General features: G+C 71.9%; 24 protein-coding genes and 7 tRNA genes. 10 read left to right on the top strand and 21 right to left on the bottom strand.

Features of this window, described 5'->3' with window-relative positions:
* Window positions 1-124: 124 nt before the first annotated feature.
* Both HYQ63_RS34965 and HYQ63_RS34960 read right to left on the bottom strand, forming a co-directional pair.
* Window positions 125-1,327, bottom strand: a complete 1,203-nt coding sequence (locus HYQ63_RS34965) for a hypothetical protein (protein WP_179940827.1) — start codon at window positions 1,325-1,327, stop codon at window positions 125-127.
* Window positions 1,328-1,380: 53 nt separating this feature from the next.
* Window positions 1,381-1,959: a DUF4365 domain-containing protein gene (locus HYQ63_RS34960; protein WP_179937746.1), complete on the bottom strand. Its 579-nt coding sequence runs from the start codon at window positions 1,957-1,959 to the stop codon at window positions 1,381-1,383.
* A 162-nt stretch (window positions 1,960-2,121) separates the two neighbouring features.
* Between HYQ63_RS34960 and HYQ63_RS34955 the strand changes: the two genes are divergently transcribed.
* Complete coding sequence (locus HYQ63_RS34955) at window positions 2,122-2,847, top strand: exonuclease domain-containing protein (protein WP_179937745.1); 726 nt, start codon at window positions 2,122-2,124, stop codon at window positions 2,845-2,847.
* Between the two features lie 32 nt (window positions 2,848-2,879).
* Here the strand turns inward: HYQ63_RS34955 and HYQ63_RS34950 are convergent, their stop codons facing one another.
* The 10 genes from HYQ63_RS34950 to HYQ63_RS34905 form a co-directional block, all read right to left on the bottom strand.
* Window positions 2,880-3,251, bottom strand: coding sequence for a VOC family protein (locus tag HYQ63_RS34950; protein ID WP_179937744.1), 372 nt, complete (start codon window positions 3,249-3,251; stop codon window positions 2,880-2,882).
* A 110-nt stretch (window positions 3,252-3,361) separates the two neighbouring features.
* Window positions 3,362-3,436, bottom strand: a tRNA-Val gene (locus HYQ63_RS34945).
* A gap of 67 nt (window positions 3,437-3,503) precedes the next feature.
* Window positions 3,504-3,971: an SRPBCC family protein gene (locus HYQ63_RS34940; RefSeq protein ID WP_179937743.1), complete on the bottom strand. Its 468-nt coding sequence runs from the start codon at window positions 3,969-3,971 to the stop codon at window positions 3,504-3,506.
* 15 nt (window positions 3,972-3,986) lie between these two features.
* Complete coding sequence (locus HYQ63_RS34935; protein WP_179937742.1) at window positions 3,987-6,755, bottom strand: Tat pathway signal sequence domain protein; 2,769 nt, start codon at window positions 6,753-6,755, stop codon at window positions 3,987-3,989.
* Between the two features lie 94 nt (window positions 6,756-6,849).
* On the bottom strand, window positions 6,850-7,398 hold the full coding sequence (locus HYQ63_RS34930; RefSeq protein ID WP_179937741.1) for a hypothetical protein: 549 nt from the start codon (window positions 7,396-7,398) through the stop codon (window positions 6,850-6,852).
* Window positions 7,399-7,618: 220 nt separating this feature from the next.
* The gene (locus HYQ63_RS34925) at window positions 7,619-8,485 is read right to left on the bottom strand and encodes a carbohydrate ABC transporter permease (protein WP_257232688.1); all 867 of its coding nucleotides are present in this window, start codon (window positions 8,483-8,485) and stop codon (window positions 7,619-7,621) included.
* A gap of 17 nt (window positions 8,486-8,502) precedes the next feature.
* On the bottom strand, window positions 8,503-9,516 hold the full coding sequence (locus HYQ63_RS34920) for a carbohydrate ABC transporter permease (protein WP_179937739.1): 1,014 nt from the start codon (window positions 9,514-9,516) through the stop codon (window positions 8,503-8,505).
* Window positions 9,517-9,527: 11 nt separating this feature from the next.
* Entirely contained in the window at window positions 9,528-10,811 is a 1,284-nt protein-coding gene (locus HYQ63_RS34915) for an ABC transporter substrate-binding protein (protein WP_179937738.1), read from the bottom strand.
* Window positions 10,812-11,050: 239 nt separating this feature from the next.
* Window positions 11,051-11,122, bottom strand: a tRNA-Val gene (locus HYQ63_RS34910).
* Between the two features lie 87 nt (window positions 11,123-11,209).
* Window positions 11,210-11,665, bottom strand: coding sequence for a TIGR02611 family protein (locus tag HYQ63_RS34905; protein ID WP_179937737.1), 456 nt, complete (start codon window positions 11,663-11,665; stop codon window positions 11,210-11,212).
* Window positions 11,666-11,855: 190 nt separating this feature from the next.
* Between HYQ63_RS34905 and HYQ63_RS34900 the strand changes: the two genes are divergently transcribed.
* Window positions 11,856-12,269 (top strand): SsgA family sporulation/cell division regulator, encoded by a 414-nt coding sequence (locus HYQ63_RS34900; RefSeq protein ID WP_003959770.1) that lies wholly within the window; start codon window positions 11,856-11,858, stop codon window positions 12,267-12,269.
* 292 nt (window positions 12,270-12,561) lie between these two features.
* Window positions 12,562-13,128: a CGNR zinc finger domain-containing protein gene (locus tag HYQ63_RS34895; RefSeq protein WP_179937736.1), complete on the top strand. Its 567-nt coding sequence runs from the start codon at window positions 12,562-12,564 to the stop codon at window positions 13,126-13,128.
* Between the two features lie 41 nt (window positions 13,129-13,169).
* Here the strand turns inward: HYQ63_RS34895 and HYQ63_RS34890 are convergent, their stop codons facing one another.
* The gene (locus HYQ63_RS34890; RefSeq protein ID WP_009713678.1) at window positions 13,170-13,355 is read right to left on the bottom strand and encodes a hypothetical protein; all 186 of its coding nucleotides are present in this window, start codon (window positions 13,353-13,355) and stop codon (window positions 13,170-13,172) included.
* Between the two features lie 54 nt (window positions 13,356-13,409).
* Window positions 13,410-13,871 (bottom strand): hypothetical protein, encoded by a 462-nt coding sequence (locus tag HYQ63_RS34885; RefSeq protein ID WP_179937735.1) that lies wholly within the window; start codon window positions 13,869-13,871, stop codon window positions 13,410-13,412.
* Between the two features lie 131 nt (window positions 13,872-14,002).
* Here HYQ63_RS34885 and HYQ63_RS34880 point away from each other — a divergent pair, with 131 nt between their 5' ends.
* On the top strand, window positions 14,003-14,515 hold the full coding sequence (locus HYQ63_RS34880) for a DsbA family protein (RefSeq protein WP_179937734.1): 513 nt from the start codon (window positions 14,003-14,005) through the stop codon (window positions 14,513-14,515).
* 8 nt (window positions 14,516-14,523) lie between these two features.
* On the opposite strand, the gene HYQ63_RS34875 is transcribed toward HYQ63_RS34880, so the two are convergent.
* The 3 genes from HYQ63_RS34875 to HYQ63_RS34865 form a co-directional block, all read right to left on the bottom strand.
* Window positions 14,524-15,369 (bottom strand): GNAT family N-acetyltransferase, encoded by an 846-nt coding sequence (locus HYQ63_RS34875; RefSeq protein ID WP_179937733.1) that lies wholly within the window; start codon window positions 15,367-15,369, stop codon window positions 14,524-14,526.
* Window positions 15,370-15,476: 107 nt separating this feature from the next.
* Entirely contained in the window at window positions 15,477-16,298 is an 822-nt protein-coding gene (locus HYQ63_RS34870) for an aminotransferase class IV (RefSeq protein ID WP_179937732.1), read from the bottom strand.
* A complete protein-coding gene (locus tag HYQ63_RS34865) occupies window positions 16,295-17,365 on the bottom strand; it encodes a chorismate-binding protein (RefSeq protein WP_179937731.1) in 1,071 nt (356 codons plus the stop codon). The genes HYQ63_RS34870 and HYQ63_RS34865 overlap by 4 nt, the downstream gene beginning before the upstream one ends.
* Before the next feature lie 170 nt (window positions 17,366-17,535).
* Here HYQ63_RS34865 and HYQ63_RS34860 point away from each other — a divergent pair.
* The 5 genes from HYQ63_RS34860 (at window position 17,536) to HYQ63_RS34840 (ending at window position 17,983) form a co-directional block, all read left to right on the top strand.
* Window positions 17,536-17,608, top strand: a tRNA-Gly gene (locus HYQ63_RS34860).
* A 28-nt stretch (window positions 17,609-17,636) separates the two neighbouring features.
* Window positions 17,637-17,707 (top strand) — tRNA-Cys (locus HYQ63_RS34855).
* A 1-nt stretch (window position 17,708) separates the two neighbouring features.
* Window positions 17,709-17,780: transfer RNA gene (locus tag HYQ63_RS34850), tRNA-Val, on the top strand.
* A gap of 49 nt (window positions 17,781-17,829) precedes the next feature.
* Window positions 17,830-17,901, top strand: a tRNA-Val gene (locus HYQ63_RS34845).
* A gap of 10 nt (window positions 17,902-17,911) precedes the next feature.
* Window positions 17,912-17,983: transfer RNA gene (locus HYQ63_RS34840), tRNA-Val, on the top strand.
* A 236-nt stretch (window positions 17,984-18,219) separates the two neighbouring features.
* Here HYQ63_RS34840 and HYQ63_RS34835 read toward each other — a convergent pair.
* Both HYQ63_RS34835 and HYQ63_RS34830 read right to left on the bottom strand, forming a co-directional pair.
* Window positions 18,220-18,426 carry a hypothetical protein gene (locus HYQ63_RS34835; RefSeq protein WP_179937730.1) on the bottom strand — a complete coding sequence of 69 codons (207 nt, stop codon included), beginning with the start codon at window positions 18,424-18,426 and terminating at the stop codon, window positions 18,220-18,222.
* Window positions 18,427-18,678: 252 nt separating this feature from the next.
* Window positions 18,679-18,915 carry a hypothetical protein gene (locus HYQ63_RS34830; protein WP_123100528.1) on the bottom strand — a complete coding sequence of 79 codons (237 nt, stop codon included), beginning with the start codon at window positions 18,913-18,915 and terminating at the stop codon, window positions 18,679-18,681.
* Window positions 18,916-19,184: 269 nt separating this feature from the next.
* On the opposite strand from HYQ63_RS34830, the gene HYQ63_RS34825 reads away from it, so the two are divergent.
* The gene (locus HYQ63_RS34825) at window positions 19,185-20,600 is read left to right on the top strand and encodes a serine/threonine-protein kinase (RefSeq protein WP_179937729.1); all 1,416 of its coding nucleotides are present in this window, start codon (window positions 19,185-19,187) and stop codon (window positions 20,598-20,600) included.
* Between the two features lie 780 nt (window positions 20,601-21,380).
* Here HYQ63_RS34825 and HYQ63_RS34820 read toward each other — a convergent pair.
* Window positions 21,381-22,199, bottom strand: coding sequence for an RNA methyltransferase (locus tag HYQ63_RS34820; RefSeq protein ID WP_179937728.1), 819 nt, complete (start codon window positions 22,197-22,199; stop codon window positions 21,381-21,383).
* A gap of 64 nt (window positions 22,200-22,263) precedes the next feature.
* Entirely contained in the window at window positions 22,264-23,481 is a 1,218-nt protein-coding gene (cobA, locus tag HYQ63_RS34815) for a uroporphyrinogen-III C-methyltransferase (protein ID WP_179937727.1), read from the bottom strand.
* Window positions 23,482-23,551: the final 70 nt, after the last annotated feature.

Below are 23,551 nucleotides of genomic sequence, written 5' to 3'. Positions count from 1 at the left end.
GTCTCTCCTGACTGAAGGATCGCTACCCGCGGCGAATGCCGCGCAGCGAGAATCGTACCGAGCCGACCGGCCCGACCGCGAAACGGTTGTCCGCGCGACCGGCGAAGGCGGCGCCCCGGCGCGATCAGGGTTCGCCGCACGCCTCCTCGCCGCACGCCTCCTCGAAGAAGTCCAGGTTCTCCTGGAGCGACTTGAGCAGCCGGTCCCGCTCCGCGTCGTCCACCCGTACCGGGGCGACGCCACCGGCCCCGCTCAGCCGCCGGAAGCCGCCGCGGCTCTCCAGCCGCCCGCTCACCCGGATCGGCAGCCCGACCAGATGGGCATGGCCCGCGATCCGGTAGTCGTCCTCGTCCAGCACGATCCGCAGCCGCGCCACGTCCGCCCCGGCCAGCACCCGCAGCCGCACCGTCCCGGGGCCGCCCGGCCCGGCACGGCCCAGGCGCACCACGGCGCCGGTGACCCGCACGGGTACGGACGGCTCGTCCCGTACGTAGCGGGCCCCGGCCTCGCGCAGCCCCGGCAGGTCACCGGGCGTGAACGCGACCGGTTCGGGCCGGGTGGAGAACCCCGGCGGCGGACCGGCGGCCGGTGACCACTCCAGGGCCATGCGGGCGCCCTCGGTGCCCTGGACGAGCGCCACGACTGCCTCGGTCAGCTCGCGGCTCACCCCCGCCGCCACGGCCGCGTCGAACGCCTCCATCCCGCCGGTGGCGCGCTGGTAGTCGACGGCGTCACGCAGCGCGTACAGGGCGCGCAGCAGGGTGGCGGTGGTGGCCCGGCCGTCCTCGACGGGGACGAAGACGGTCAGCTGATGGCCGCCGGTCGCGGCGCCCGCGGGGCCGGTCAGCACGCGTTCCAGGGACGCCTCGGCCGCCCGGCGGTGCCGCGCGCCGTAGTACCCGGCCCTGGCCCGGGCGGCGAGCGCCCCGGCCAGCAGGGTGGCCCGGGCTGCGGCGCGCAGCCGTTCCTGCGCGGGCCAGGCGGCGGTGCCGCCGTGGGACTCGGGCACCTCGCGCCACCAGCGGATCTCATCGCTGGGCACGGCGAGGCCGGTGAGCACCTCGCGGGCGGACGGCGCGGCGCTGCGGGCCAGGGCGAGCAGCGCCTCGCCGAGGAGGTCGACGCTGTCGGGGAAGTCGCGGCGCTCGGGCACGAGCAGGCTGGTGCCCGGCAGCTCGCCCGGGGGCGTCCAGCGGGCGTACCGCCCCCGGGCGCCGCCGCGGCGGTGCCAGCCGTGCCGCGCGAGCAGCGCGCCGAGGACGGCGGGGTCCACCTCGTCGGGGTGCGGCGCGGGCGCGTCGGGGCGGGGCGCGGGGCCGCGGTCCATGAGGGCGGCGCGGCTCATCAAGGGGTCGCGGTGCGTCAGAGGGTCGCGGTCCATCAGGGTCTCCCTCCCGCCCCGACCCGGGTCATGATCTCGCAGAGCGCGCGGTCGTCGAAGATCCGCGAGGTCGGGATCCGCACGGTGGTCCGGCGGCGGCCCGTCACCGGGTGGCCCGCCAGGTTGATCCAGTAGCAGCAGTGCCGCAGTGCCAGACGGTCGTGCCCGGCCCGTATCCAGTCGTCCCGGTCGCGCGGCACGATCATCACCACGAGGATCTTGTGCACGGAGACCGGGCTGCGGGCGAGCTTGACCAGGTGCTCGTTGTCGAGGGTGAAGGCGAAGGTCGGGCCGGGCGGATGCGGTGCCAACTGGTACGTGGCCTTGAGCTGCACCTTGATCGTCACCTCGTCGTCCACGGCGTGGCCGGGCGCGCTGTGGCTGACGTGCCAGTCGATGCCGTGGTCCGGGAAGGGCTGCGCGAGCGAGCAGCCCGCGGCCGCCGCGACCGCATGCAGATAGCCGACCTGCAACGTCTCCATGCAGGCGGTGGTGGCGATGTGGCCGCGCGGGGGTGTGGTCCGCTCGGGCAGCAGACCGCTCGCCGACGGGGCCGGGTCGGGCTGCGCGAGCGCCATGTGCGTGACGCCTTCCGGTCGTCGCCGGTGTCCGTACACCTGAGTTGTCTCCCCGTCACATGGCGTGCAAACAGCGGTGGTTCGACCACCTCCCTCCGGGTATCACCAGGTCGGGGCGGGATCCGGAGGTCATGGGGCACGTATGCACGAGGAGTTGAGGCCATGTCGTCCTGGTTCGAGGGGCCGCTCGCCGCGTTCGATACGGAGACGACCGGGATCGACGTCGAGCACGACCGGATCGTCTCGGCCGCGCTCGTCGTCCAGCGCGGCGCGGGAAGTCTGCCGGAGGTGCGGCGCTGGCTGGTGAGTCCGGGCATACCGGTGCCGCGGGCCGCGTCCGAGATACACGGGCTGACCGACACGCATCTCCAGCAGCACGGCCGGTGGCCCGCGCCGGTGATGGACGAGGTGGCGCGGGCGCTCGCCGAGCAGACGGCGCGGGGCACCCCGGTGGTGGTGATGAACGCGCCGTTCGATCTGACGCTGCTGGACCGCGAGTTGAAGCGGCACCGCAATGCCACCCTGGCGACTTATCTGTCGCTGCGTTCGCTGTCCGTTCTCGATCCCCGGGTGCTGGACAAGCACCTGGACCGCTATCGCAAGGGCCGCCGCACGCTCACCGATCTGTGCGCGCACTACGGCGTCGAGCTGGCGGGCGCGCACGACGCGGCGGCGGACGCCATGGCCGCACTGGAGGTCGTGCGGGCGGTGGGCCGCCGCTACGCGTCACGGCTGGAGAAGCTGACGCCCAGTGAGCTGCACGCCCGGCAGACGGCCTGGTACGCGGCGCAGGCGCGCGGCCTCCAGGCCTGGTTCGCGCTCAACGGCTCGGATGAGGTCTGCGACCCGGCGTGGCCGCTGCGTCCGGACCTTCCGGCGGCGGCGTAACAGCGCCCCCTGCCTCGGCCCCTGCCGCTGCCTCAGACGTGCCGGAGCCTGAACGGGTGTCCGGCCGGGTCGGAGTAGAGGCGGACGTCGTTCGGGCCGCCGTTGTCCTTGGTGTCCAGCGGCCGTGCCCCCAGGTCGACGACCTGGCGTTCGGCGGCGTCCATGTCGTCCACCAGCAGTTCCAGGTGGGCCTGCTGGGAGTCGTCCGGGCGGGGCCAGCTCGGCGGGGCGTACCCGTGGTCCCGGAGGAAGGACATGCGCGTCCCGCCGGGGACGGCGATGTCGATCCGGTCGAGGACGGTCACCGGCGTGATCTCGGCGCCGAGCACGGTGGCGTAGAACTTGGCCAGCTCTTCGGGCTCGGCGCAGTCCAGGGACAGGACGGCTGCGGTGGCGATGGCCATGGGGTTCCCCTCCGATTCATCCGCGAGAGCCTCGCGGGTACCCATGTCCGGCGGTGGCAAGCCCGGAAAACACCGGGGCCGGACCGCCTGCTGGCGGTCCGGCCCCGGATTGGTGGGCGATACTGGGTTCGAACCAGTGACCTCTTCGGTGTGAACGAAGCGCTCTCCCGCTGAGCTAATCGCCCGGGTGTGTTCTTCCGGGGTCTTCCCCGGTGGAACGACCTGAACAATACAGGTCGGGCGAGGTGCGGTTCAAACCGGATTCCGGCCGGGCCGCCGGTCGAGCATCCGGGCCCGCAGTCCCCGGCACCCGGCGCGCATCATCAGGGCGTGGTTGGCGCGGAACAGCGGCCGCCCGAGCACCGCGAAGCGGCGGAGCAGCGGCTTGCGCGCCACCACGTCCTGCTCGAACAGGGCGCGGGTGCCCGCGCCGCGCGCCGTGACCGTCCAGCGGGCCCAGCCCTCCAGATCGCCGGAGAGGGTGATCCGCAGCGTGCCCCGGGCGGCGTCCCGGTGCGCCTCGGTGACGGTGAGGCGCAGGTCGAACGGGACGAGGGAGCGGAAGCGGGCCATGCCGGTGCGGTCGTCGATCCGCCGCACCTCACGGACCTGGGGCCACCACCGCGGGTAGCCGTCGCCGTCCGCCAGTGCCGCGAAGACGGCGGCGGGCGGTGCGTCGAGGTCCCATCGGCTGCGGAAGCGGTAGTGGCACCAGTCCATGTCCTCAGTGTGCGGCTAGCCGGGCAGCTTGTCGCCGAGCAGGGCCAGGTTCTGGATGGCGGCGAGGCCGTACTGCGCGGTGGCGTTGGTGCTCACCCAGGGCGCCTCGACGCCGGGCACCAGCACATCCGGGCCGGTGACCTTGGTGCTCTTCCAGCTGACGGAGTCCTCGGGGTAGCCGTCGCCCTCGTGGAACTCGGTGAACTTCTGCCAGGCGCGGGCGGCCAGCGTGTCGTCCTTCAGCTGGACGGCGGCGTACGCGTCGAGCCGCGAGTGGCCCTGGACCAGGATCAGCGAGCCGAAGTCGGTGCCGTAGCGGGCCTTCTGCTCGGCCTTGGTGGCGTTGAAGTAGCGGCAGTAGTCGAGCCAGGCCTCCTTGAACTTCGGCATGTCGATCAGGTCGATGACCTCGGCGCACACCTCGACCAGGCCAAAGACGGCGGACAGGTGGGAGACGCTGACCTTGGGCTTGTCGTCGATGGCGTACTTGCCGGTGTCGAGGTCGTACAGCGCGGCGCCCTGGACGAAGCCGTTGGTCTGGGCGGCGATGGTCTCCATGGTGCTGCGCAGCCGGGCCTCGGCCTTCTCGGCCTGGGGCCCGCGCCGCTCCCATTCGGTGAGCCAGGCGCCCGCCAGTCCGCTCCAGTCGGTGCCGAAGCCGATGGACAGGGCGTGCCGGTCGGGCTTGTAGTCGGGGTCGGGGCGGACCTTGCGCTGCGGGTCGAGGACGAGGAAGGACTCGTCGGAGTCGACGAGGGCGTGCATGATGTCGCCGATCCGCTCGTCGGCGGTGAGGAAGTAGAGGTAGCGGCGGTAGAGGGCGGTGGAGATGCGCTGCTGCTTGGCGCTGTCGGCGAAGTGCTGGACGCCGTGCCGGGTGCCGAGTCCGGTCCATTTGCCCAGGTGGTAGGCGTCGACCTCGCCGGTGTGCCGGGTCATGGCCTCCGCGAAGCGGTAGATGTCGGCGCGCCCGGAGCGCAGATACGCCAGCCAGAGCCACAGGTCCGGGGAGAGTTCGGAGTTGTCCCAGGCGTAGCCGCCGACGTCGTACCGCCACTGGTGCCGGTCCTGGTCGTAGGTGTGCATGATGTCGCCGTAGTCCCAGAACCCGTACCAGCGGCGCTGTTCGACCTGGCCCTTGTGGTACTCGAAGAGGAAGTCGAGACGGTCCTCGATCTTCGCCTTGGCGGCGGTGGATCGGTCGACGGGTGAGAAGAGCCCGCCGAAGACCTTGGCGCGGACCAGGTCGGCGGGTCCGGCGACGAGTTGCGGCGGGGTGCGCAGGGCGGCGGCCTGCTGGACGAGGGTGTCGGCGCTGGGGGTGGCGGCGTTGGCCCAGAAGGTCAGCTCGCTGGTGCGGGCGATGCCGTACGGGGTGCCGAACTCCGGCTCGTAGTCCTCGTACGTGATGTTGAGGCCCTCCAGCTGCTCGGCGTAGGTGTCCTGACCCAGGCCGTCGTGGTAGAAGCGCAGGTCCATGGGCTGGGCCTCGGGCGACCAGAGCCACAGGGTGACCTCGGCCTCGTCGCCCGCGGCGCCGCGGATGTCGAGCTGGGCGGGGAACTTCTCCCAGAAGTCGCGCAGCCCGAAGGAGAGCCCGCCGCTGACCCCGCCGACGTAACCGAAGCCGGACGCCCGGCCGCCGCCGCCCGCGGGGATCCAGCCGTGGCCCGGCTTGGTGCGCTTGCGCAGGGTGAAGCCGTCGGCGGAGAGCTGGGAGAGGGTGTAGTCGCCCCAGGTGGGGATGAGGTGCAGCCGGCTGGTGACCCGCTGGTCCCAGGTGGCGGGGTCGGCCAGTTTCTCGCCCTTGACCTGGGCCTTGCGGACGCTCGCGCCGGGGTCGCGGCGCAGTCCGGTGATGCCCTTGACGGCCTCGGTGAGGAATCCCTCGCCCTCGCCCGCGATGCGGATGTGGCGGTCGTACGCCTCGTCGCGCATGGGGACGGAGAAGCGGACGCCGAGGCCGCGGATGAAGTCCTTGTTCTGGTCCCCGTCGTACGTGATGGTGTGCACCATGCGGAACGAGTCGGCGCCCGCGTAGAAGTACAGCCGGACGCTGAAGGGGAGCCAGCCGCGGCCGCCCTTGCGGTGCTTGCCGTCGATGCGGACGACGGCGCGGACGGGGCCCTTCTGCTCGACCTTGGCGGCGCTGATCTCGCCCTCGAACCGGTCCCACTTGGCGCTGCCGTGGTCGCCGTCGTCAATGTCGCCCTGCCGGAGCAGGACGAGGCGGCCGTCGCGGGCGATCTCGGTGCTGCCGCGGGTGACGGAGCGTACGAGCTTCTCGCCGTCCTTGCCGATCACGGCCTTGATCACGCCGGTGTCGACGGTGATCCTGCCGCCCTTCTCGGTGACGGTGACCTTCTTGGCGGGGGCGGCGGGCTTATCCGTGGTGAGCCGGTAGGCAGTGCCGTCGCCCAGCCCCTCCCCCGCCGCGTGCGCGGTCCATTTGAGCGAGCCGTCGGGCCAGTAGGCGGTGGCCCAGGTCTGGAGGGGGACGTCCTTGCCGTCGGCCGTGGTGAGCGCGAACGTCCGGTCGGCGGGGTGGGCGCCCTTGGGCCAGGGAACGCCGAAGGTGCTGCCCGCGGCGGCGCCGAGGCCGCCCTCCTCCAGCCAGGTGATCTTCACGGGTTCGTCGGCGGCTGCGTCCTCGGCGGCCCGGCCCGCGGCCCGGTCGGCGGCGGCCGCCTGCGGGGCGTTCTGCGCGAGCATCCAGGAGAACGGGACGGCGGCGCCGGTGGCGGCGGCGGCCTTGAGGAGATTGCGCCGGGGAATCGGAGGCATGTCGCTCTCACCTTTCGTACGGGGGCTGCGGGGCAGGTGCATGACATGAGCGCGTACGGGGCGGGGTGGCAGCGCAGGAACGGGCGCCGCCGGGTCAGACGCGGGCGCGGCGCTCGACCGCGACCGCACAGGCCGCGAGGGCGCCCACCGCCGGGGCGGCCAGCGGCAGCATCTGCCAGGCGGCGACGGTGACCACCGCCAGCCCGCCCGCCAGCAGCAGCGATCCGCCGGGGTCGGCGGCCAGTCCGCGGCGTACGGCGGTACGGGCCACGGCGGCCCAGCCGGTGCCGGGCCGCCACGCGGCGGCCGTCCGCAGCCCCAGGACGATCACCGCGAGCGTGCCCGCCACGCTCACGGCGACCAGGGCCGGCCCGCCCGGCAGGGCGCCGGTGCGGGCCACGCGCAGATCGAAGGCGAGCAGCGCGAGCGCCGCCCACCACAGCAGGGAGAAGCGCCAGCCGCCACGGGTCGCCTCCCGCACTCCGGAAACGAAGTCCCGCAGTGTGGAGCGCTCGCCGTCCAGATGGCGGCGCAGATGCGCGCATCCGGCGGCGAACGACGGGAGCAGGGTGAGCAGCGGCAGCGCGGCGAGCACCACCCAGACCCCGGTCAGCAGGCACTCGGCGAACAGCGAGAAGCGCACTAGGCCCTGCCCGGCGGATCTTCGTGGATCAGGCCGCGGCGTCTGGTGCCGTACATCGCAAGGCGGAGGATCGTCCTCGTACTGGGCGTACTCGGACGACTCCGACAACGCAGCGAGGTGCGGTGCCAGGCGTCGCGGCCCCGCGGAGATCCGCCGGACAGGGCCTGGCCGCCGCGAGGGCCGCTCTGGCTTCCGTATCGCTCGCTCCACGGCGGACCCCTCAGCCCTTCAGCCCGGAGGTCGAGGCGCCCTCGACCAGATAGCGCTGGAAGGCGAGGAAGAACAGCAGCACCGGCAGCAGGGCCACCAGCGACATGGCGACCATGCCTCCGTAGTCGGCGACGCTGTCCTGGTCGATGAAGAGCTTCAGCCCCATCGAGACCGTGTACTTGTCGGGCTCGTTGAGATACAGCAGCGGGCCGATGAAGTCGTTCCAGGACCAGATGAAGGTGAAGATCGCGCTGGTGATCAGGGCCGGACGGCACAGCGGCAGCACGATGTTCCAGTAGATGCGCAGATGACCGCAGCCGTCGAGCCGCGCCGCCTCGTCCAGCTCGCGGGGCAGGCCCCGCATGAACTGCACCATCAGGAAGACGAAGAAGGCATCCGCCGCCAGGTACTTGCCGAGCAGCAGCGGGACATAGGTGTTGATCAGTTCCATCTTCTGGAACAGGATGTACTGCGGAATGATCAAGATCTGGAAGGGCAGCAGCAGGGTGGAGATCATGAGCGTGAACAGCGCGTTCCGCCCCGCGAACCGGATCCTGGCGAACGCGTACGCCGCCAGCGAGCAGGAGAACAGCACCCCGATCACCGAACCGACCGCCAGCAACAGCGAGTTGGTGAAGAAGGTCGTGACGGGGACGTCGGCGATGCCGTCGCCGAGCCTCCGGTAGTTCTCGGTGATCGGATCGGTGGGCAGCAGCTGAAGACTGCCGATGATCTTGTCGCCGGGCTTGAACGAACCACCGATCACCCACACCACGGGGTACAGGATCACGGCCAGCACGGCGAGCGCGCCCACGTGCCAGGCCACCGAGCGGATTCGCGCCCGCCCCGAGCCGGTCAGGGACTTCGAAGACGTCAGGGAGGTCGAGGGAGTGGTCACCGGGCGTCCTCCTCGTAATGCACCCAGCCGCGCTGGGTCTTGAACAGCACCGCGGTCACCAGGCCGATGCCGAGCATCAGCATCCAGGCCATCGCGGCGGCGTAGCCCATGCGCAGGTTCCGGAAGCCCTGTTCGTACAGGTACCAGCCGTAGACCAGCAGCGAGTCGCCCGGGCCGCCGGTGTTGGTGCCGGAGCCCGCGAGCACGACCGCCGAGGTGAAGACCTGGAAGGAGTGGATGAGTTCCAGCAGCAGATTGAAGAAGAGCACCGGGGAGATCATCGGCAGGGTGATGGAGCGGAAGCGCCGCCACGCCCCCGCGCCGTCCATCTCGGCCGCCTCGTACAGCTCGCGCGGCACCTGCTTCAGCCCGGCGAGGAAGATCACCATCGGGGCGCCGAACTGCCAGACGGTCAGCGTGATCAGCGTGGGCAGGGCCCAGTCGGGATCCCCGATCCAGCCGCCGACGTCCCAGCCGAACAGACTCATCGACTTGTCGACGATCGCGTCGTCGTTGAAGATCGCCCGCCAGACGATGCCGATGCTCACGCTCGCACCGATGAGCGAGGGCGCGTAGAACGCCGAGCGGTAGAAGCCCTGTCCCTTGCGCGGCTTGACCAGCAGCAGCGCCACACCCAGCGCGGCCAGCAGCTTCAGCGGGGTGCCGATCAGGACGTACTTCAGCGTCACCTCGACCGACGTCCACCACCGGTCGTCCTGGAACATCTCCCGGAAGTTCTTGAACCCGACCCAGCGGGGCGAGTCGAAGAGGGTGTAGTCGGTGAACGCCAGATAGAGCGAGACCAGCATCGGGCCGAGCGTGAGCAGCAGGATCCCGATGCACCAGGGCGTCAGGAAGAGGTAGCCCGCCAGGGTTTCCCGGCGGCCGGACCGCCGTCCGGCCGCCGCGCCCGGAGCGTCCGGCGCGGCACCCTTGCGGGCCTCGGGCCGGGGCGGGGCGGCCGACCGCTCCGCCCCCTTCTCCGCCGCGCGCGTCGTGGTTCGTGTCACGGATGCTCTCCTCACGAGCCGAGCGCGGATTCCGCCTCGTCGAAGAACTGGTCCACGGCCTTGTCCACGGAGCTCTGGCCGACCGTGACATCGGTGTAGGTGCGCAGGAAGGCGGCCTCTGCGACATCGGTGCCGGCCGGATGCGGAGTGATCGGCTCCAGCTTCCCGGCCACGCTCTTCTCATACGCGGCGATCTTGGCGTCGACGCCGGTGGGCTTGTACGCCTCGTACTGCGCGGTGGTCGCCGGGATGCCTCGGTTGTAGCCCATGATCTTGCCGACCTCGGGATCGTGCGTCATGAAGTCGATGAGCTGGGCGACTTCCTTGGGGTGCTGGGTGCGGGCCGAGCCGCTGAGCATCAGCGAGGAGAGGTACTGGCCGGTCTTCTTGCCGTCCGTGGTCGGCAGCGGACCGAGTTCGAGCGGGGTGTCGGTCTCGGCCGCGAAGCGGACCATGAAGTTGTCCCAGGTGAACTCGGCGGCCGACAGGTTGGCGCTGATCGTCGCCTTGGGCTTGGCCTGTTCGGTCTTCTTGCCCGGCACCAGCTCACCCACCTTGGAGTGCTGCTGCCAGGTGTTCCACCACTGCTTGAGGTCGCCCTTGGTGAAGCCGAGCTTCTTGTCCTCGGTGAAGAACGCCTTGCCGTGCTGACGCAGATACAGGTCGTACAGGTACATCACACCGGCGTTGTCGCTGGCGCCGTAGAGCGTGCCGTCGGACTTCCGCACCTTCTTGGCGGCGGCGAAGAAGTCGTCCCACGTCCATCCGTCCTTGACGGTGACGCCCGCCTTCTTGAAGGCGGCCGGGTTGTAGAAGAAGCCGAAGGTATTGGCGCCGACCGGCACCCCGTAGAGCTTTCCGTCGATGTCCCCGGATTTCTCCAGGCCGTCCCGGAAACCCTTCAGGTTGAGATTGCCCTCCTTGACCTGCTTGTTGAGATCGAGGAGAAGATTCTTGTCACCGTACTTGCGCAGGAAGGCGTACGAGTTCTGGAAGACGTCCGGCGCATTGCCGCCGGCGGCCTGGGTATTGAACTTGCTCCAGAAGTCGGCGTATTCGGCGAAGTCCGTCTTCACGGTGATGTTCGGGTGCTTCTTCTCGAAGAGCTTCACCGTCTTCTTGATCATGACGGACCGGTCCTTGGCGCCCCACCAGGCGTAACGGATGGTCACCTTCCCTCCGGACGAGCTGCCGCCGTCGCCGCCGCAGCCGGTGGCCAGCAGCCCCAGCGCGACCAGCCCCGCCGCGGCCCCCCGAAGCCCTCTCGCCCTGGCCGTCCATCGCCGAGCACTCATGACACGCCCCTCCCCGGGCAGGTCTGTCCGAGCTGCCCCCAGAACCAAGCTTGAAACGTTTTAGGTAAGCGCTTGCCGGGCCAAGTTAGGGATCGATGCCGCGTACGTCAACGGTTCGGACAGGATCGATGCGGAAGCGCTTCAACCACGGGGCACCCACGACGCCTCACCGGGCACTTCACGCGTACGAAAACACCGAGGGCCCGGAGGCGTGAAGCCTCCGGGCCCTCGGTCCGGGGTGGGCGATACTGGGTTCGAACCAGTGACCTCTTCGGTGTGAACGAAGCGCTCTCCCGCTGAGCTAATCGCCCGGGCGCACGCCCAACATTAGCGCATGCCGGACCGTGCTCATGACCATCACGGTCGGCCCGGGCACCGGGCCGACCGACGGCCACCGGTCACTCCTTGATCTTCCAGGGCATGACGAGGCCGAACTTCCACACGTACACGGTCAGCGCCACGGCACAGATCACCAGCCCGATCGTGGTCAGGATGATGTTCCGCTTGCGCACCTTCGGATCCAGGGCGCGATGGGCCGCCTCGGTCACCTTGCGTTTCGTCCAGCGCAGCACCAACTGCGCCCAGACGAACTCGGTCGCCCAGATCGCCATTCCGCCGAAGATCACCAGCCAGCCGGGACCGGGCAGCGGCAGCATGATGATGCCCGCCACCACGACCGCGAGGCCCACGATGAAGACCCCGACCTGCCAGCTCAGGTGCAGCGTGCGCGACCGCTTGATGAACTGCGGCGCCCGGGAGCCGAAAACCGGCTCCTCCGACGCACTGCCCCCCGTCGCGACCTCGGGCGCCGGTGGCACGGCACCCGCCCGTCGCTCGTCACTCTCCGCATTCATGTGACCCAACCTACCCGATACGCCGAAGTCACCGTAATGGCGGCACCGGCGGGCCCGCGACTCGGCCGCTGGAGCTATCGGAAGACCCGCAAAACGGTCAGAGGGGTTTACAACGGCACCGTAGGTGGCATGTCGATTTCGCCGACGTGCGAATCCCCGAGCGCACACTGAGCGAAAGGCCCTGGCGCTTATGAACACCACGGTCAGCTGCGAGCTGCACCTGCGCCTCGTTGTGTCGAGCGAGTCCTCACTGCCTGTACCCGCGGGACTGCGGTATGACACGGCCGACCCTTACGCCGTGCACGCCACCTTCCACACCGGAGCCGAAGAGACGGTCGAATGGGTTTTCGCCCGCGACCTTCTCGCCGAGGGCCTGCACCGGCCCACCGGCACCGGCGACGTCAGAGTGTGGCCATCCCGTAGCCACGGCCAGGGCGTCGTCTGCATCGCCCTGAGCTCCCCGGAGGGGGAGGCTCTGCTCGAGGCCCCGGCGCGGGCCCTGGAGTCGTTCCTGAAGCGGACCGACGCCGCTGTGCCACCCGGCACCGAACACCGCCATTTCGACCTCGACACAGAGCTCTCCCACATCCTGGCGGAGAGCTGAGACCCGACGAGAGCTGAGCGCGGCCGTCCGACTCGGGGAGACGGCGCGAGCCGGTACGCGAGATTCCGGTAGTGAACATCCCGGCAGTGACATCCCGAAAAAGTGGCAGAGGCAGGCGGCGGTGCCGCCGCCGCGGAACCGTCCGCGGCGGCGGCACCGCCGCGTCACGCTCCGTGTCACGCTCCGGAGCGGACACGGCCGTGTCACGTTCCGGGCCCGGCGCCGCTAGAGTCGAGCGCATCGGAGGGGCAGTCGAGGAGCACCGCCGACCCAGCGGGCCAGGGAGCCAATCGTGCTGATCAACCACGACACCCAGTGCGCGCTCGACGCGGTCGTCGACCTGGTGAACACCGCGCCACCCGGGGACGAGAGCGAGGATCGCCTCGCGGACGTCGCCGCGCTGCGCCGGTTCGTCGAGCGCAACGCCATCAGCGACATCGGCACGCTCGGTGAGCGCGACCTGACCGCCGTACGGTCCGTACGGGCCCGGTTCACCGAGGTCTTCGCCACCGCCGGTAACGGCACCCGGCACACCGCCGAACTGCTCAACACGATGATCGCGGCGGCCGGGACCACGCCCCGGCTCACCGACCACGACGGCTACGACTGGCATGTGCACTACTTCGCCCCGGGAGCGTCCCTGGCCGACCATCTCGCGGCCGACGGCGGCATGGCGCTGGCGTTCCTCGTCGTGGCGGGCGAACACGAGCGGCTGCGGCGCTGTGAGGCCCCGGACTGCCGGTTCGCCTTCGTGGACCTGTCGCGCAACCGCTCCCGGCGCTACTGCGACAGCCGCACCTGCGGAAACCGGCTGCACGTCGCCGCGTATCGCGCGCGGCGCAAGGAGGCCGCGGGCTGAGCCCAGGGGTGCGCGGCGGGGCGCCGTGCCGCCGGGTCCCGTCACCATCGGTAGAGGTCATGGAGCGCGGTACCGAAGAGCAGCATGCCTATGAAGGCGAGGAAAAGCATCAGCGGCGGCTGGGAGAGGGCGAACAGGCAGCCGCGCGGCTCGTCGCTCGGTGGAACAGGGGGTCCTTCGATAGGGGATTGCTCCCCGGGTGATTGCAGCATCTCGCCGGAGATCATGGCGCAGCCCGAACCCCCGCTGCGACCGACGAGCGATTTTTGATCGGGAGCTTGTCAGATCCCGTGCTTTTTGAGAATGGCCTCGATGTCTGAGAAATCTTCTGTACCGGAGCTGCTTGCCGTGGTCGGCTTTCCCTTGCCCGCCGCCTTCGCTCCGGTGGCCCCGCGACCGGGCCCCAGGGCGGGTTCCGAGGCTCCCGGAGCCAGCGCCCCGTCCCGCTCCGCGGCGGCGGCCGCACGCCGCTCCTTGCGGGTGCCGCCCGCCCGGCGCTCGGCCGCCCGGCTCACCATGAACAGCAGCCAGGAGAGCCCGAGCAGGCCGAAGCCCGCCCAGACGGTCGGGTTGAAGACCAGATCGGTCAGCCAGTCCAGGATTCCGGTCATCGCCAGGCCCACCGGCAGCAGCGCGTAGGCCGCTATCCGGGCCGCGGTCCGGAAGCGCTTGCGGTACGCGGTCAGACCGGCGATGCCCAGACCGGCCGCGGACAGCGCGGCGCAGATGGTGTCGGTCAGCATCGGTTCCTCCCGCCGATGGGTCAATATGTCCATCGTGCACCCCACAGGGCGGCAAGGGCCACAGCCGGGGCGCGGGATCAGGGTCATCTCCGGGTTCGGAGGAGTCCGCGGGGGCTGGAAGACTGACCTCCATGAGCGACACCGATCCCGCCCGACCCGTACTCGACGTGTGGTGCGAACTCCAGTGCCCCGACTGCCGTACCGCGCTGACGGACGTGCGCGCCCTGCGCGAGCGCTTCGGCGGCGCCCTGGAGATCCGGCTGCGGCACTTCCCGCTGGAGCGCCACCGGCACGCCCACGCGGCGGCGCAGGCCGCCGAGGAGGCCGTGGCGCAGGGGCAGGGCTGGCCGTACGTCGAAGCCGTGCTGGAGCGCACCGACGAGCTGGGCGCCCGGGGTGAGCTGCTGCTCGTCGACGTGGCGCGGGAACTGGGCCTGGACGCCGAGGAGATGGACACCGCGCTGATCGACGGCCGGCACATCCTGATCGTCGACGCGGACCAGGCCGAGGGCAAGGCGATCGGGGTGACCGGCACCCCGACGTATGTGATCGGCGGCGAGCGGCTGGACGGCGGCAAGAGCCAGGAGGGGCTGCGGGAACGGATCGAGGAGATCGCGGCCCGGCTGCTGGCCGAGCGCGGATAGATCAGCGGTCAGAGCAGCTCTTTCATGAGGTGGTACTCGACCGCCTCGTAGCCCAGCGACTCGTACAGCCGCCGCGCCGGGGTGTTCCCGCTGACGACGTGCAGACCGAGGCGGCGCGCCCCGGCGGCCAGGCTGTCGCGCTCGGCGGCCAGCATCAGGGTCCGGCCGTGGCCGTGGCCGCGGTGCTCCTCGGCGACGTCGAGGGAGTAGACGAACGCCGCGCCCCGCTCCCGGGCGTCGGGCTCCTCCGCGGGCAGCGCGACCCAGACGGTGCCCACGTCCCGTTCGGCGTGGGAGAGGACCCGCAGGACGGCTCCAAGGGTCGCCGGGCCGTGCGGCAGCAGCGTCGCGTAGCCCGCGTCGGCCATGGCCTCGGCCGCCTCCTGACCGAGCCCGCTGCCCAGGAGGCTGTTGACGACGTCGATGCGCCCACGGGCCCGCCAGGCCGGGTACTCGGCCTCCGTCAGGGTCCGTATCGCGCTGCCCGGGGGCAGCGCGGGCGGCTCGCTCAGCTGCTTCATCAGGTCACGCCCGCGCTCGCGGTAGCCGAGCGCGGCCGCCAGCCCGAGGGCGGTCGCCGCCTGCGCGGGGACGCTCGCCACCAGCCGGGTGCAGCGCCAGCCGCGCAGCACCTCCTCGGCGGCGAGCGCGGCGACCGTGCCGCGGCCGCGGTGCCGGTCCGCGGTGTCGATGTGGAGGTGCTCGATCCGGCCGACGGACGGGCCCAGCTGGGCGTCGGTGGTGAGCCGGACGCTGCCGACGGGGCGGCTGTTGACGCACACCTCGTACGAGCGCGCGCGCCCGCCGTCGTCGGTGTGCCGCTCGGGCGTGGTGGGCCGCAGGGTGGTGGTCACGATGGTGTTGTACCCGGGCCCGGGGCGCACGTCATCACGTTTACGGCGGGAGGCTTTCGTTCCGTTTGCCCGGGGCCGGCGGGCGTGGCGTCACGGGTCGGCGGGCGTCACGGGTCGATGTCGGCGGCCGCCCGCTCGGTGAAGATCCGCATGGCCTTGGCGGTGACCGGTCCTGGCGTACCGGGCACGATCCGGTCGTCCACCTGCCGTACGGCCTGGACGTCCCGGGTGGTGGAGGTCAGGAAGACCTCGTCGGCCTGCTCCAGGACGTCGAACGGCAGCTCGGTCTCCCGCGCCCCCACCCACTCCAGCACGAGGGCGCGGGTGATGCCCGCGAGGCAGCCCGAGGCGAGCGGCGGGGTGTGGAGTTCGCCGTCGAGGACGACGAAGACGTTGGTCCCGGTGCCCTCGCAGAGTCCGCCGACGGTGTTCGCGAACAGGGCCTCGGTGGCGTCGTGTTCCCGGGCGCGGGCGAGTGCGACCACGTTCTCGCCGTACGAGGTGGTCTTGAGCCCGGCCAGCGCGCCGCGCTCGTTGCGGGTCCAGGGGACGGTGACCACGGTCGTGGTGTCCGCCCGGCGGTGGGTCTCGACGAGCGCGACGACGAGCGTGGGGTCCGCCGTGCCACGGTCGGAGCCGAGGGGCGAGAACCCGCCGGTGTAGGTGATCCGCAGCCGCCCCAGCGGCACGGGGTTGTCGGCGAGGACCGCCTCGCAGGCCCGCCGCACCTCGTCGAGGTCGGGTTCCGGCAGGCCGAGGCCGTGTGCGGAGCGGGCCAGCCGGTGGAGATGGCGGGTGAGCGCGAAGGCGCGGCCGTCCACCGCCTTGACCGTCTCGAAGACGCCGTCGCCGACCGTCAGCCCGTGGTCGAAGACCGACACCTGGGCGCTGTCGGCTTCGTGCAGGGATCCGTCGAGCCAGATCGTCACCGCATGGTCCTTCCCGTCGGCTGCTGTACTTCCGACGCTACCGCGAGCAGTCGCGCCGCCTTGAGTTCGGTTTCGTCCCATTCGCGGTCCGGGTCGGAGCCCCAGGTGATCCCGGCTCCGGTGCCGAACCGCAGCACGGCGTCGGCGGGCGACGGCCGGTCGATCCAGAAGGTGCGTATCCCCACGGCCAGCTCGCCGGTGCCGCGGTCCGCGTCCACCCAGCCGATGCCACCGCAGTACGGACCGCGGGGCGCGGTCTCCAGCTCCCCGATGATGCGCAGGGCGCTGGACTTGGGCGCCCCCGTCACCGACCCGGGCGGGAAGGCCGCCGCGAACAGCTCCGCCCATCCCGCCCCCGGCGCCAGCTCGCCGCGGACCGTGGAGACCAGGTGCACCAGTCCGGGGTGCGGCTCGACCGCGCAGAGCGCGGGAACGGTCACCGAGCCGGTGGCGCAGACCCGCCCCAGGTCGTTGCGGACCAGGTCCACGATCATCACGTTCTCGGCGTGGTCCTTCTCCAGCAGGTCCTCCGCGTGGCGGCCGGTGCCCTTGATCGGCCCGGACTCGACGGTCCGTCCGGAGCGGCGCAGAAACAGCTCGGGCGAGGCCGTGGCGACCTCCACACCGTGTTCCGGCAGCCGCACGGTGCCCGCGTACGGGGCCGGGTTGCCGCGGGCCAGCAGGGCGATCAGCGCGTCCACGTCCGCCGCGTACGGGTCGGGCAGCGGCGCGGAGAGCACGCGGCACAGATTGGCCTGGTAGACCTCGCCCGCCGCGATGTGACGGCGGACGCGGCGCACGCCCTCGGTGTACCCGGCCCGGTCCAGCGAGGAGGTCCAGTCGGTGGGCCGGGGACCGCGCCAGGCGCCCGGCGCGGGGGCGGGCACAGGGGCGGGCACCGGCTCGCGGCGTACGTCACCGAAGCGGGCACAGACCACACGCCCCTCGAAGTCCGCGACAACGGCCCAGAAACCCTCGGTGTCGAGAGCCGAGGGGTCGCTGGTCACATCGCGAAGATCGGTGGCGAGCAGGCCACCGAAGCGGGCGAGAGGGGGCAGGTCGTGCACGCTTGCGAGTCTATGGCGCCTGGTCACGGGGGTCGCGGGAGGGACCGCGGCGAGGTGGCTGCCAGGTGAGCAGGGCAGCACGCTGCGGAAACGGAATTTGAGCTGGCTCCGGAATCCGCTAGAGTTCAACACGTCGCCGGGACGCGGAAGCGCCCCGGGAAACGACACCTGCGGACGTGGCTCAGTTGGTAGAGCATCACCTTGCCAAGGTGAGGGTCGCGAGTTCGAATCTCGTCGTCCGCTCGGAGTGGGGGTTCACGCCCCTGCGTCTGGTGGAGTGGCCGAGAGGCGAGGCAACGGCCTGCAAAGCCGTCTACACGGGTTCAAATCCCGTCTCCACCTCGGACGATTAGCTCAGCGGGAGAGCGCTTCCCTGACACGGAAGAGGTCACTGGTTCAATCCCAGTATCGTCCACTCGGGACCCTCGGGTCCCACCCACCGGGGTCCTCGCGGCCCCACACCCGCGCGATTAGCTCAGCGGGAGAGCGCTTCCCTGACACGGAAGAGGTCACTGGTTCAATCCCAGTATCGCGCACGCAGTCCCGGGACGATTAGCTCAGCGGGAGAGCGCTTCCCTGACACGGAAGAGGTCACTGGTTCAATCCCAGTATCGTCCACACCGACCGGCCGAGGGCCGGAGCGAGACGCTCCGGCCCTTTGTCGTATGCCCTGTTCAGCTTGGTGGTCTGCGTTCAGCTTGGTGGTCTGCGTGGTGTTCAGCGTGTCCGGAACGGCGCGAGCCCGGACAGCTCCCCAGCTGTCCGGGCTTCGTGCCGTCCGCCGCACCCCCGTCCCCACGGGGCTGATGGCCGGGAAGTCCCCGGCCCGGGCCGCTCTCCCGGGCCTGGAGCGCTCAGCGCCCCAGCATTCCCGCCACGGACGACGCCTGTGTGACGACGGCTTCCCAGCCGCCGAACGCGATGCTCAGCAGGACGGCCAGCGGCAGCACTATCGCTGCCGCGACCAGAGGATGGCGGGTCCCGGTCTGCGGGCTGCCGAACGCGTCGAGGGCCCCGCGCCTGCGCGCCCTGACGACCGTGCGTCCCACCGTGTCCGCCATCGTCCTTCCTCCGTCACATCTGGAGCGGCGAGCGTCTGACCTCGGGGGACGAGTGCTGCGCCCGCCGCTTGACCTCAACATTAGGCGCGCGCCCCGGTCCCCGGCGTCATGCCCTCGTACCGCTTGCCGGGCCTCCCGGAGGATGACGCCGGACCGGGCCTCGTACTCCCCTGGGTGGAGAAATCCGCCCGGGACTTGGGGTCTTCCCGGAGGGGTCCGCCGGAGCGGGCCCCTCCGGGGGCGGAACGGCCCCTACTCACCGTCCCCGTCCGCGCCCCGCGGCACCGGCTGCTCCACCAGCGCCAGGACCCGGTTCGCCATGAAGCGGGCCGTCCGCACCACGGACCCGTTTCGGGTGACTTCGCTCACTTCCACCACCCCGCGACGCACCGCCGTCTCGACCCGCCGCCCCGCCCTCTCGGCCACCACTTCGTACGTCCGCGTCGTGTCGCCCGCGTCCACCACTATCTCCACACGATCACCCTTCACGGCCTCAATCCCCCTTCTGAGACGGTCTTTTGAGATCACGCACGCGCAGACCGGAGCACGGATTGCCACGATTCCGGCCCACTTCTCCAGGATCCCAGGCACCACTGACAATCCGTAGGCCGACGCATGCGCGGCCTCTCAGCGCGCGGGGCCGTCAATCCGTAAGCTGTGCACGTCAGACGGACGGCAGTGGATCGGCAGCAGACGGCAGCGGATGGGGCTCCCCACCAAGGGGTAGAAGGGCTCCCCACCGGAGGTAGGGGACGGACATGGCGATGATGCGGCTCCGGCGCGAGGACCCGCGTGTCGTCGGCTCCTTCAGGCTTCACCGGCGGCTCGGCGCGGGCGGTATGGGGGTCGTCTACCTCGGGTCCGACCGGCGCGGGCAGCGGGTGGCGCTGAAGGTCATCCGGCCGGATCTGGCGGAGGACCGGGAGTTCCGGTCGCGGTTCGCCCGCGAGGTGTCCGCCGCGCGGCGGATCCGCGGCGGCTGTACGGCGCGGCTGGTGGCCGCGGACCTGGAGGCCGACCGGCCGTGGTTCGCCACCCAGTACGTGCCCGGCCCCTCCCTGCACGACAAGGTGAACGAGGAGGGCCCGCTGCCGGCCGCGCACGTCGCGTCCATCGGGTCCGCGCTGGCCGAGGGGCTGTTGGCGGTGCACGAGGCGGGGGTCGTCCACCGCGACCTCAAGCCGTCGAACATCCTGCTCTCCCCCAAGGGCCCCCGCATCATCGACTTCGGCATCGCCTGGGCCACCGGTGCCAGCACGCTGACCCACGTCGGTACGGCCGTCGGCTCCCCCGGCTTCCTCGCGCCCGAGCAGGTGCGGGGCGCGGCCGTCACCCCGGCGACGGACGTCTTCGCGCTGGGCGCCACGCTCGCGTACGCCTCGACGGCGGATTCGCCGTTCGGGCACGGGAGTTCCGAGGTGATGCTGTACCGCGTCGTACACGAGGAGCCGCAGCTGCTGGGGGTGCCGGATGCGCTGGCTCCGCTGCTGCACGCGTGCCTCGCGAAGGACCCGGAGGACCGGCCGTCCACGCTTCAGCTCTCGCTGCGGCTCAAGGAGATCGCGGCGCGTGAGGCCCATGGGCATGCGCCGCAGGGGCATGCGCCGCAGGGGCATGCGCCGCAGGGGCATGCGCCGCACGGGCCCGGGGCTCCCCATGGGCACGGTGCGCAGCATGGGCATGCCGCGGACGGGCGTCCCGCGGGGCGGCGCGCCGACGCGTACGCGGACCAGCACACGGAGCGCCGCCCCGGAGCGGGTACGCCGCCCCGGGGCGCGGCGGCACCGCGGGCGTCGTCGCCGCGGTCGGGGCCGCCCGGTGCGGGGGCGGCGCGTACGGCGGGGCGCAACACCCCGGCGCGGCCCCCGGCGCCGCGCCGCGGCGGCCAGCGCCCCCCGGCCCGTACGGTCCGCACCTCCCCGAACGGCCGCCGCCCCGGCAGCCCGGACCGGGTCCGGCTGCTGCGGCAGCGGCTGACGGTCTTCGTGGTGGTGACGCTGCTGGTCGCGCTGGGCATCGCGGCGGCCCAGGGCTGCCAGGGGCCGCCGCGCGGCCTGGGCGTACCGACGGCGCCTACGGCGCCGGGGGCGGCGGGAGCGTCGGGTGCGGCGGGACCGGCGGGGGCGCCGGGGGCGCCGGGAGCGGCTGAGGCAGGCCCTGAGGGCGGGCTCTGACCCGGCGGGCTGCGCGGTCGGTGCGGTGGTGGGTGCCGGGTGCGGCGCCTCCGGGGCAGGGCCCTGGACCGTATATTTACGGCGCCGCTGACGTAGAGCGCGGAGTGAACGTCGGGCGATTGGCGCCACAAATACACGTCAGCGTCCAGGACCCTGCCCCTGCGACCCCGCCCCCTCCGCATCGTCGGCGACCACCGGCGAGTGCCCCGCGGCTCCGGTTCGCCCAGCGCCCGCATCATCGGCGACCACCGGCGGGTGACCCCAGGCTCCGGCCGGATCCGGTTCGCCCGCCGGGGCGGGCGCTGGGCACCCCCGCCTCCTCCTGCCTCATCGGCGACTACCGACGGGTGGGCCCGGGCTCCGGCCCGATTCCGGTTCGCCCGGCGGGGCGGACCCCAGCCTCCTCCGTTTCCGGCCCGCCCGGTGGCGGGCGTTGGGCGGGGTGGGTCCCCTCCCCCGACCGTCGGTGCCGCCCGCCCCTGGCGCCCCTCCGGCTCCGGGCCGCCGTGGGCCCGTTGCCACCGGGGGGCGGGCGCCGGCGATGCGGAGGGGCGGGGTCGCAGGGGTGGGGTTCCGGACGCTGACGTGTATTTGTGGCGCCGTGGACTTCCGGCCCACCCCACGTTCTACGGCAGCGGCGCCGTAAATATACGGTCCGGGACCCCGCCCCGGAGGCCCCGCACCGGCACCACCCACCGCACCGACCGCGCACCCGCCCACCGGGCGGAACGCGGGGGCCGGGGCGGAGCCCCGGCGGGGGGTTCGGGGGGCGGAGCCCCCCTACGCCTCTGGGCGGCCCGTTGTTACGGCGTAGAAGGCCACCGCCGCCGCCGCGCCCACGTTGAGGGAGTCGACGCCGTGGGCCATGGGGATGCGGACCCATTCGTCCGCGGACATCAGGGCCTGGGTGGAGAGGCCGTCGCCCTCGGCGCCCAGCATCAGGGCGACGCGGTCGAGGCGGTGGGGGGCGGCGTCGTCGAGGGAGGTGGCCTTTTCGTCGGGGGTGAGGGCGAGGATCTTGAAGCCCGCGTGCCGGACCGCTTCGAGACCGCGCGGCCAGGTCTCCAGGCGGGCGTACGGGACGGAGAAGACGGCGCCCATGGAGACCTTCACGGAGCGGCGGTAGAGGGGGTCGGCGCAGTCCGGGGAGAGGAGGACGGCGTCCATGCCGAGCGCGGCGGCGCTGCGGAAGATGGCACCGATGTTGGTGTGGTCGTTGACGGACTCCATGATCACGACGCGTCGGGCGTGCGTGAGGAGTTCCTCGGCTTCGGGCAGCGGTTTGCGCTGCATGGAGGCGAGGGCGCCGCGGTGGACGTGGTAGCCCGTCACGCGTTCGGCCAGTTCGGGGCTGACGGCGTAGACGGGGGCGGGGACGTCCTCGATGACGTCGCGCATGACGTCGACCCACTTGGACGACAGCAGCATCGAGCGCATCTCGTAACCGGCGAGGCGGGCCCGTCGGATCACCTTCTCGCCCTCGGCGATGAACAAACCTTCGGCGGGCTCGCGCTTGCGTCGTAGCTCCACATCGGTCAGACCCGTGTAGTCGCGCAGCCGCGGGTCGTCGGGATCATCGACGGTGATGAGATCAGCCACTTGAGTGATACTGCCTTGTCCTGGATGCCGTGCCAATGCGGCGACGTGAGGAAGTTACCGGTGGTTACGCCCGACGGGAGCCGACGGCGACCACCTCGCCGATGACGATGACCGCGGGCGGCCGGACGCCCTCGGCGGCGACCGTGTCCCCGACGGTGGCGAGGGTGGCGTCCACGCGGCGCTGGGCGGCGGTGGTGCCCTCCTGGATGACGGCGACGGGGGTGTCCGCTCCCCGGCCGTGGTGGACGAGGGCGGCGGCGATGGCGCCGATCTTCTCGACGGCCATCAGGAGGACGAGCGTGCCGCGCAGGCGGGCGAGCGCGGACCAGTCGACGAGGGAGCGCGGGTCGTCGGGGGCGACATGGCCGCTGACGACGGTGAACTCATGGGCGACCCCGCGGTGGGTGACCGGGATCCCGGCGGTGGCGGGGACGCTGATGGAGCTGGAGATGCCGGGGACGACGGTGCAGGGGATACCGGCCTCGGCGAGCGCCTCGGCCTCTTCCATGCCGCGGCCGAAGACGAAGGGGTCGCCGCCCTTGAGCCGGACGACCGACTTGCCCGCCTTGGCGTGCTCGATCAGCGCGTTGTTGATCGCTTCCTGGGCCATGAAGCGGCCGTACGGGATCTTCGCGGCGTCGATGACCTCGACGTGCGGCGGGAGTTCGTCGAGGAGGTCGCGGGGGCCGAGCCGGTCGGCCACCACGACGTCGGCCTCGGCGAGCAGGCGGCGGCCGCGGACGGTGATCAGGTCCGGGTCGCCGGGGCCGCCGCCCACCAGGGCGACCTGCGGGCCGCGGGTGCGGTGGCGGGGCGCGGCGAGGGTGCCGTCGCGCAGGCCCTCGACCACGGCGTCGCGCACGGCGGCGGAGCGGCGCGGGTCCTGCCCGGTGAGCACGGCGACGGTGACGCCCTCGCTGCGCCCGGTGGCCGGGGTCCACGCGGAGGCGGCCTCGGCGTCGTCGCTGCGTACGCACCACACCCGGCGCGCCTCGGCCTCGGCGGAGGCGGCGGCGTTGGCGGCCGGGTCGTCGGTGGTGATCAGCGCGTACCAGGCGCCCTCGAAGTCTCCGTCCTGGTAGCGGCGGCGCTCCCAGCGCACCTCCCCCGCCTCGGCCATGGCCTCGACGGAGGGCGTCGCGGAGGGCGAGATCAGCAGGATGTCCGCGCCCGCGGCGATCAGCGCGGGCAGCCGACGCTGGGCGACCTGGCCCGCTCCGAGGACGACGACGCGCCGCCCCGTGAGGCGCAGTCCGACGGGGTATGCGAAGTTCTCGGACATGGCGGTGCGGCTCTCCTCGTACAGAATGCCTGCCGCTGCGGCGCTGGAGCGGCTGATCTAGTGGTGGGGC

The sequence above is a fragment of the Streptomyces sp. Rer75 genome (assembly GCF_013414305.1).
Taxonomy (GTDB): Bacteria; Actinomycetota; Actinomycetes; order Streptomycetales; family Streptomycetaceae; genus Streptomyces; species Streptomyces himastatinicus.
The sequence above is the reverse complement of the archived record's forward strand: the minus strand, read 5'-3'. Positions and strand labels throughout refer to the sequence as shown.

What these genes read in the sequence shown, in the direction of transcription:
- HYQ63_RS34965 (WP_179940827.1), bottom strand. Translation starts at nt 1,327, where the DNA reads ATGGACCGCGGCCCCGCGCCCCGCCCCGACGCGCCCGCGCCGCACCCC.
- HYQ63_RS34960 (WP_179937746.1), bottom strand. Translation starts at nt 1,959, where the DNA reads ATGGCGCTCGCGCAGCCCGACCCGGCCCCGTCGGCGAGCGGTCTGCTG.
- HYQ63_RS34955 (WP_179937745.1), top strand. Translation starts at nt 2,122, where the DNA reads ATGTCGTCCTGGTTCGAGGGGCCGCTCGCCGCGTTCGATACGGAGACG.
- HYQ63_RS34950 (WP_179937744.1), bottom strand. Translation starts at nt 3,251, where the DNA reads ATGGCCATCGCCACCGCAGCCGTCCTGTCCCTGGACTGCGCCGAGCCC.
- HYQ63_RS34940 (WP_179937743.1), bottom strand. Translation starts at nt 3,971, where the DNA reads ATGGACTGGTGCCACTACCGCTTCCGCAGCCGATGGGACCTCGACGCA.
- HYQ63_RS34935 (WP_179937742.1), bottom strand. Translation starts at nt 6,755, where the DNA reads ATGCCTCCGATTCCCCGGCGCAATCTCCTCAAGGCCGCCGCCGCCACC.
- HYQ63_RS34915 (WP_179937738.1), bottom strand. Translation starts at nt 10,811, where the DNA reads ATGAGTGCTCGGCGATGGACGGCCAGGGCGAGAGGGCTTCGGGGGGCC.
- HYQ63_RS34905 (WP_179937737.1), bottom strand. Translation starts at nt 11,665, where the DNA reads ATGAATGCGGAGAGTGACGAGCGACGGGCGGGTGCCGTGCCACCGGCG.
- HYQ63_RS34900 (WP_003959770.1), top strand. Translation starts at nt 11,856, where the DNA reads ATGAACACCACGGTCAGCTGCGAGCTGCACCTGCGCCTCGTTGTGTCG.
- HYQ63_RS34890 (WP_009713678.1), bottom strand. Translation starts at nt 13,355, where the DNA reads ATGATCTCCGGCGAGATGCTGCAATCACCCGGGGAGCAATCCCCTATC.
- HYQ63_RS34885 (WP_179937735.1), bottom strand. Translation starts at nt 13,871, where the DNA reads ATGCTGACCGACACCATCTGCGCCGCGCTGTCCGCGGCCGGTCTGGGC.
- HYQ63_RS34880 (WP_179937734.1), top strand. Translation starts at nt 14,003, where the DNA reads ATGAGCGACACCGATCCCGCCCGACCCGTACTCGACGTGTGGTGCGAA.
- HYQ63_RS34835 (WP_179937730.1), bottom strand. Translation starts at nt 18,426, where the DNA reads ATGGCGGACACGGTGGGACGCACGGTCGTCAGGGCGCGCAGGCGCGGG.
- HYQ63_RS34825 (WP_179937729.1), top strand. Translation starts at nt 19,185, where the DNA reads ATGGCGATGATGCGGCTCCGGCGCGAGGACCCGCGTGTCGTCGGCTCC.
- cobA (WP_179937727.1), bottom strand. Translation starts at nt 23,481, where the DNA reads ATGTCCGAGAACTTCGCATACCCCGTCGGACTGCGCCTCACGGGGCGG.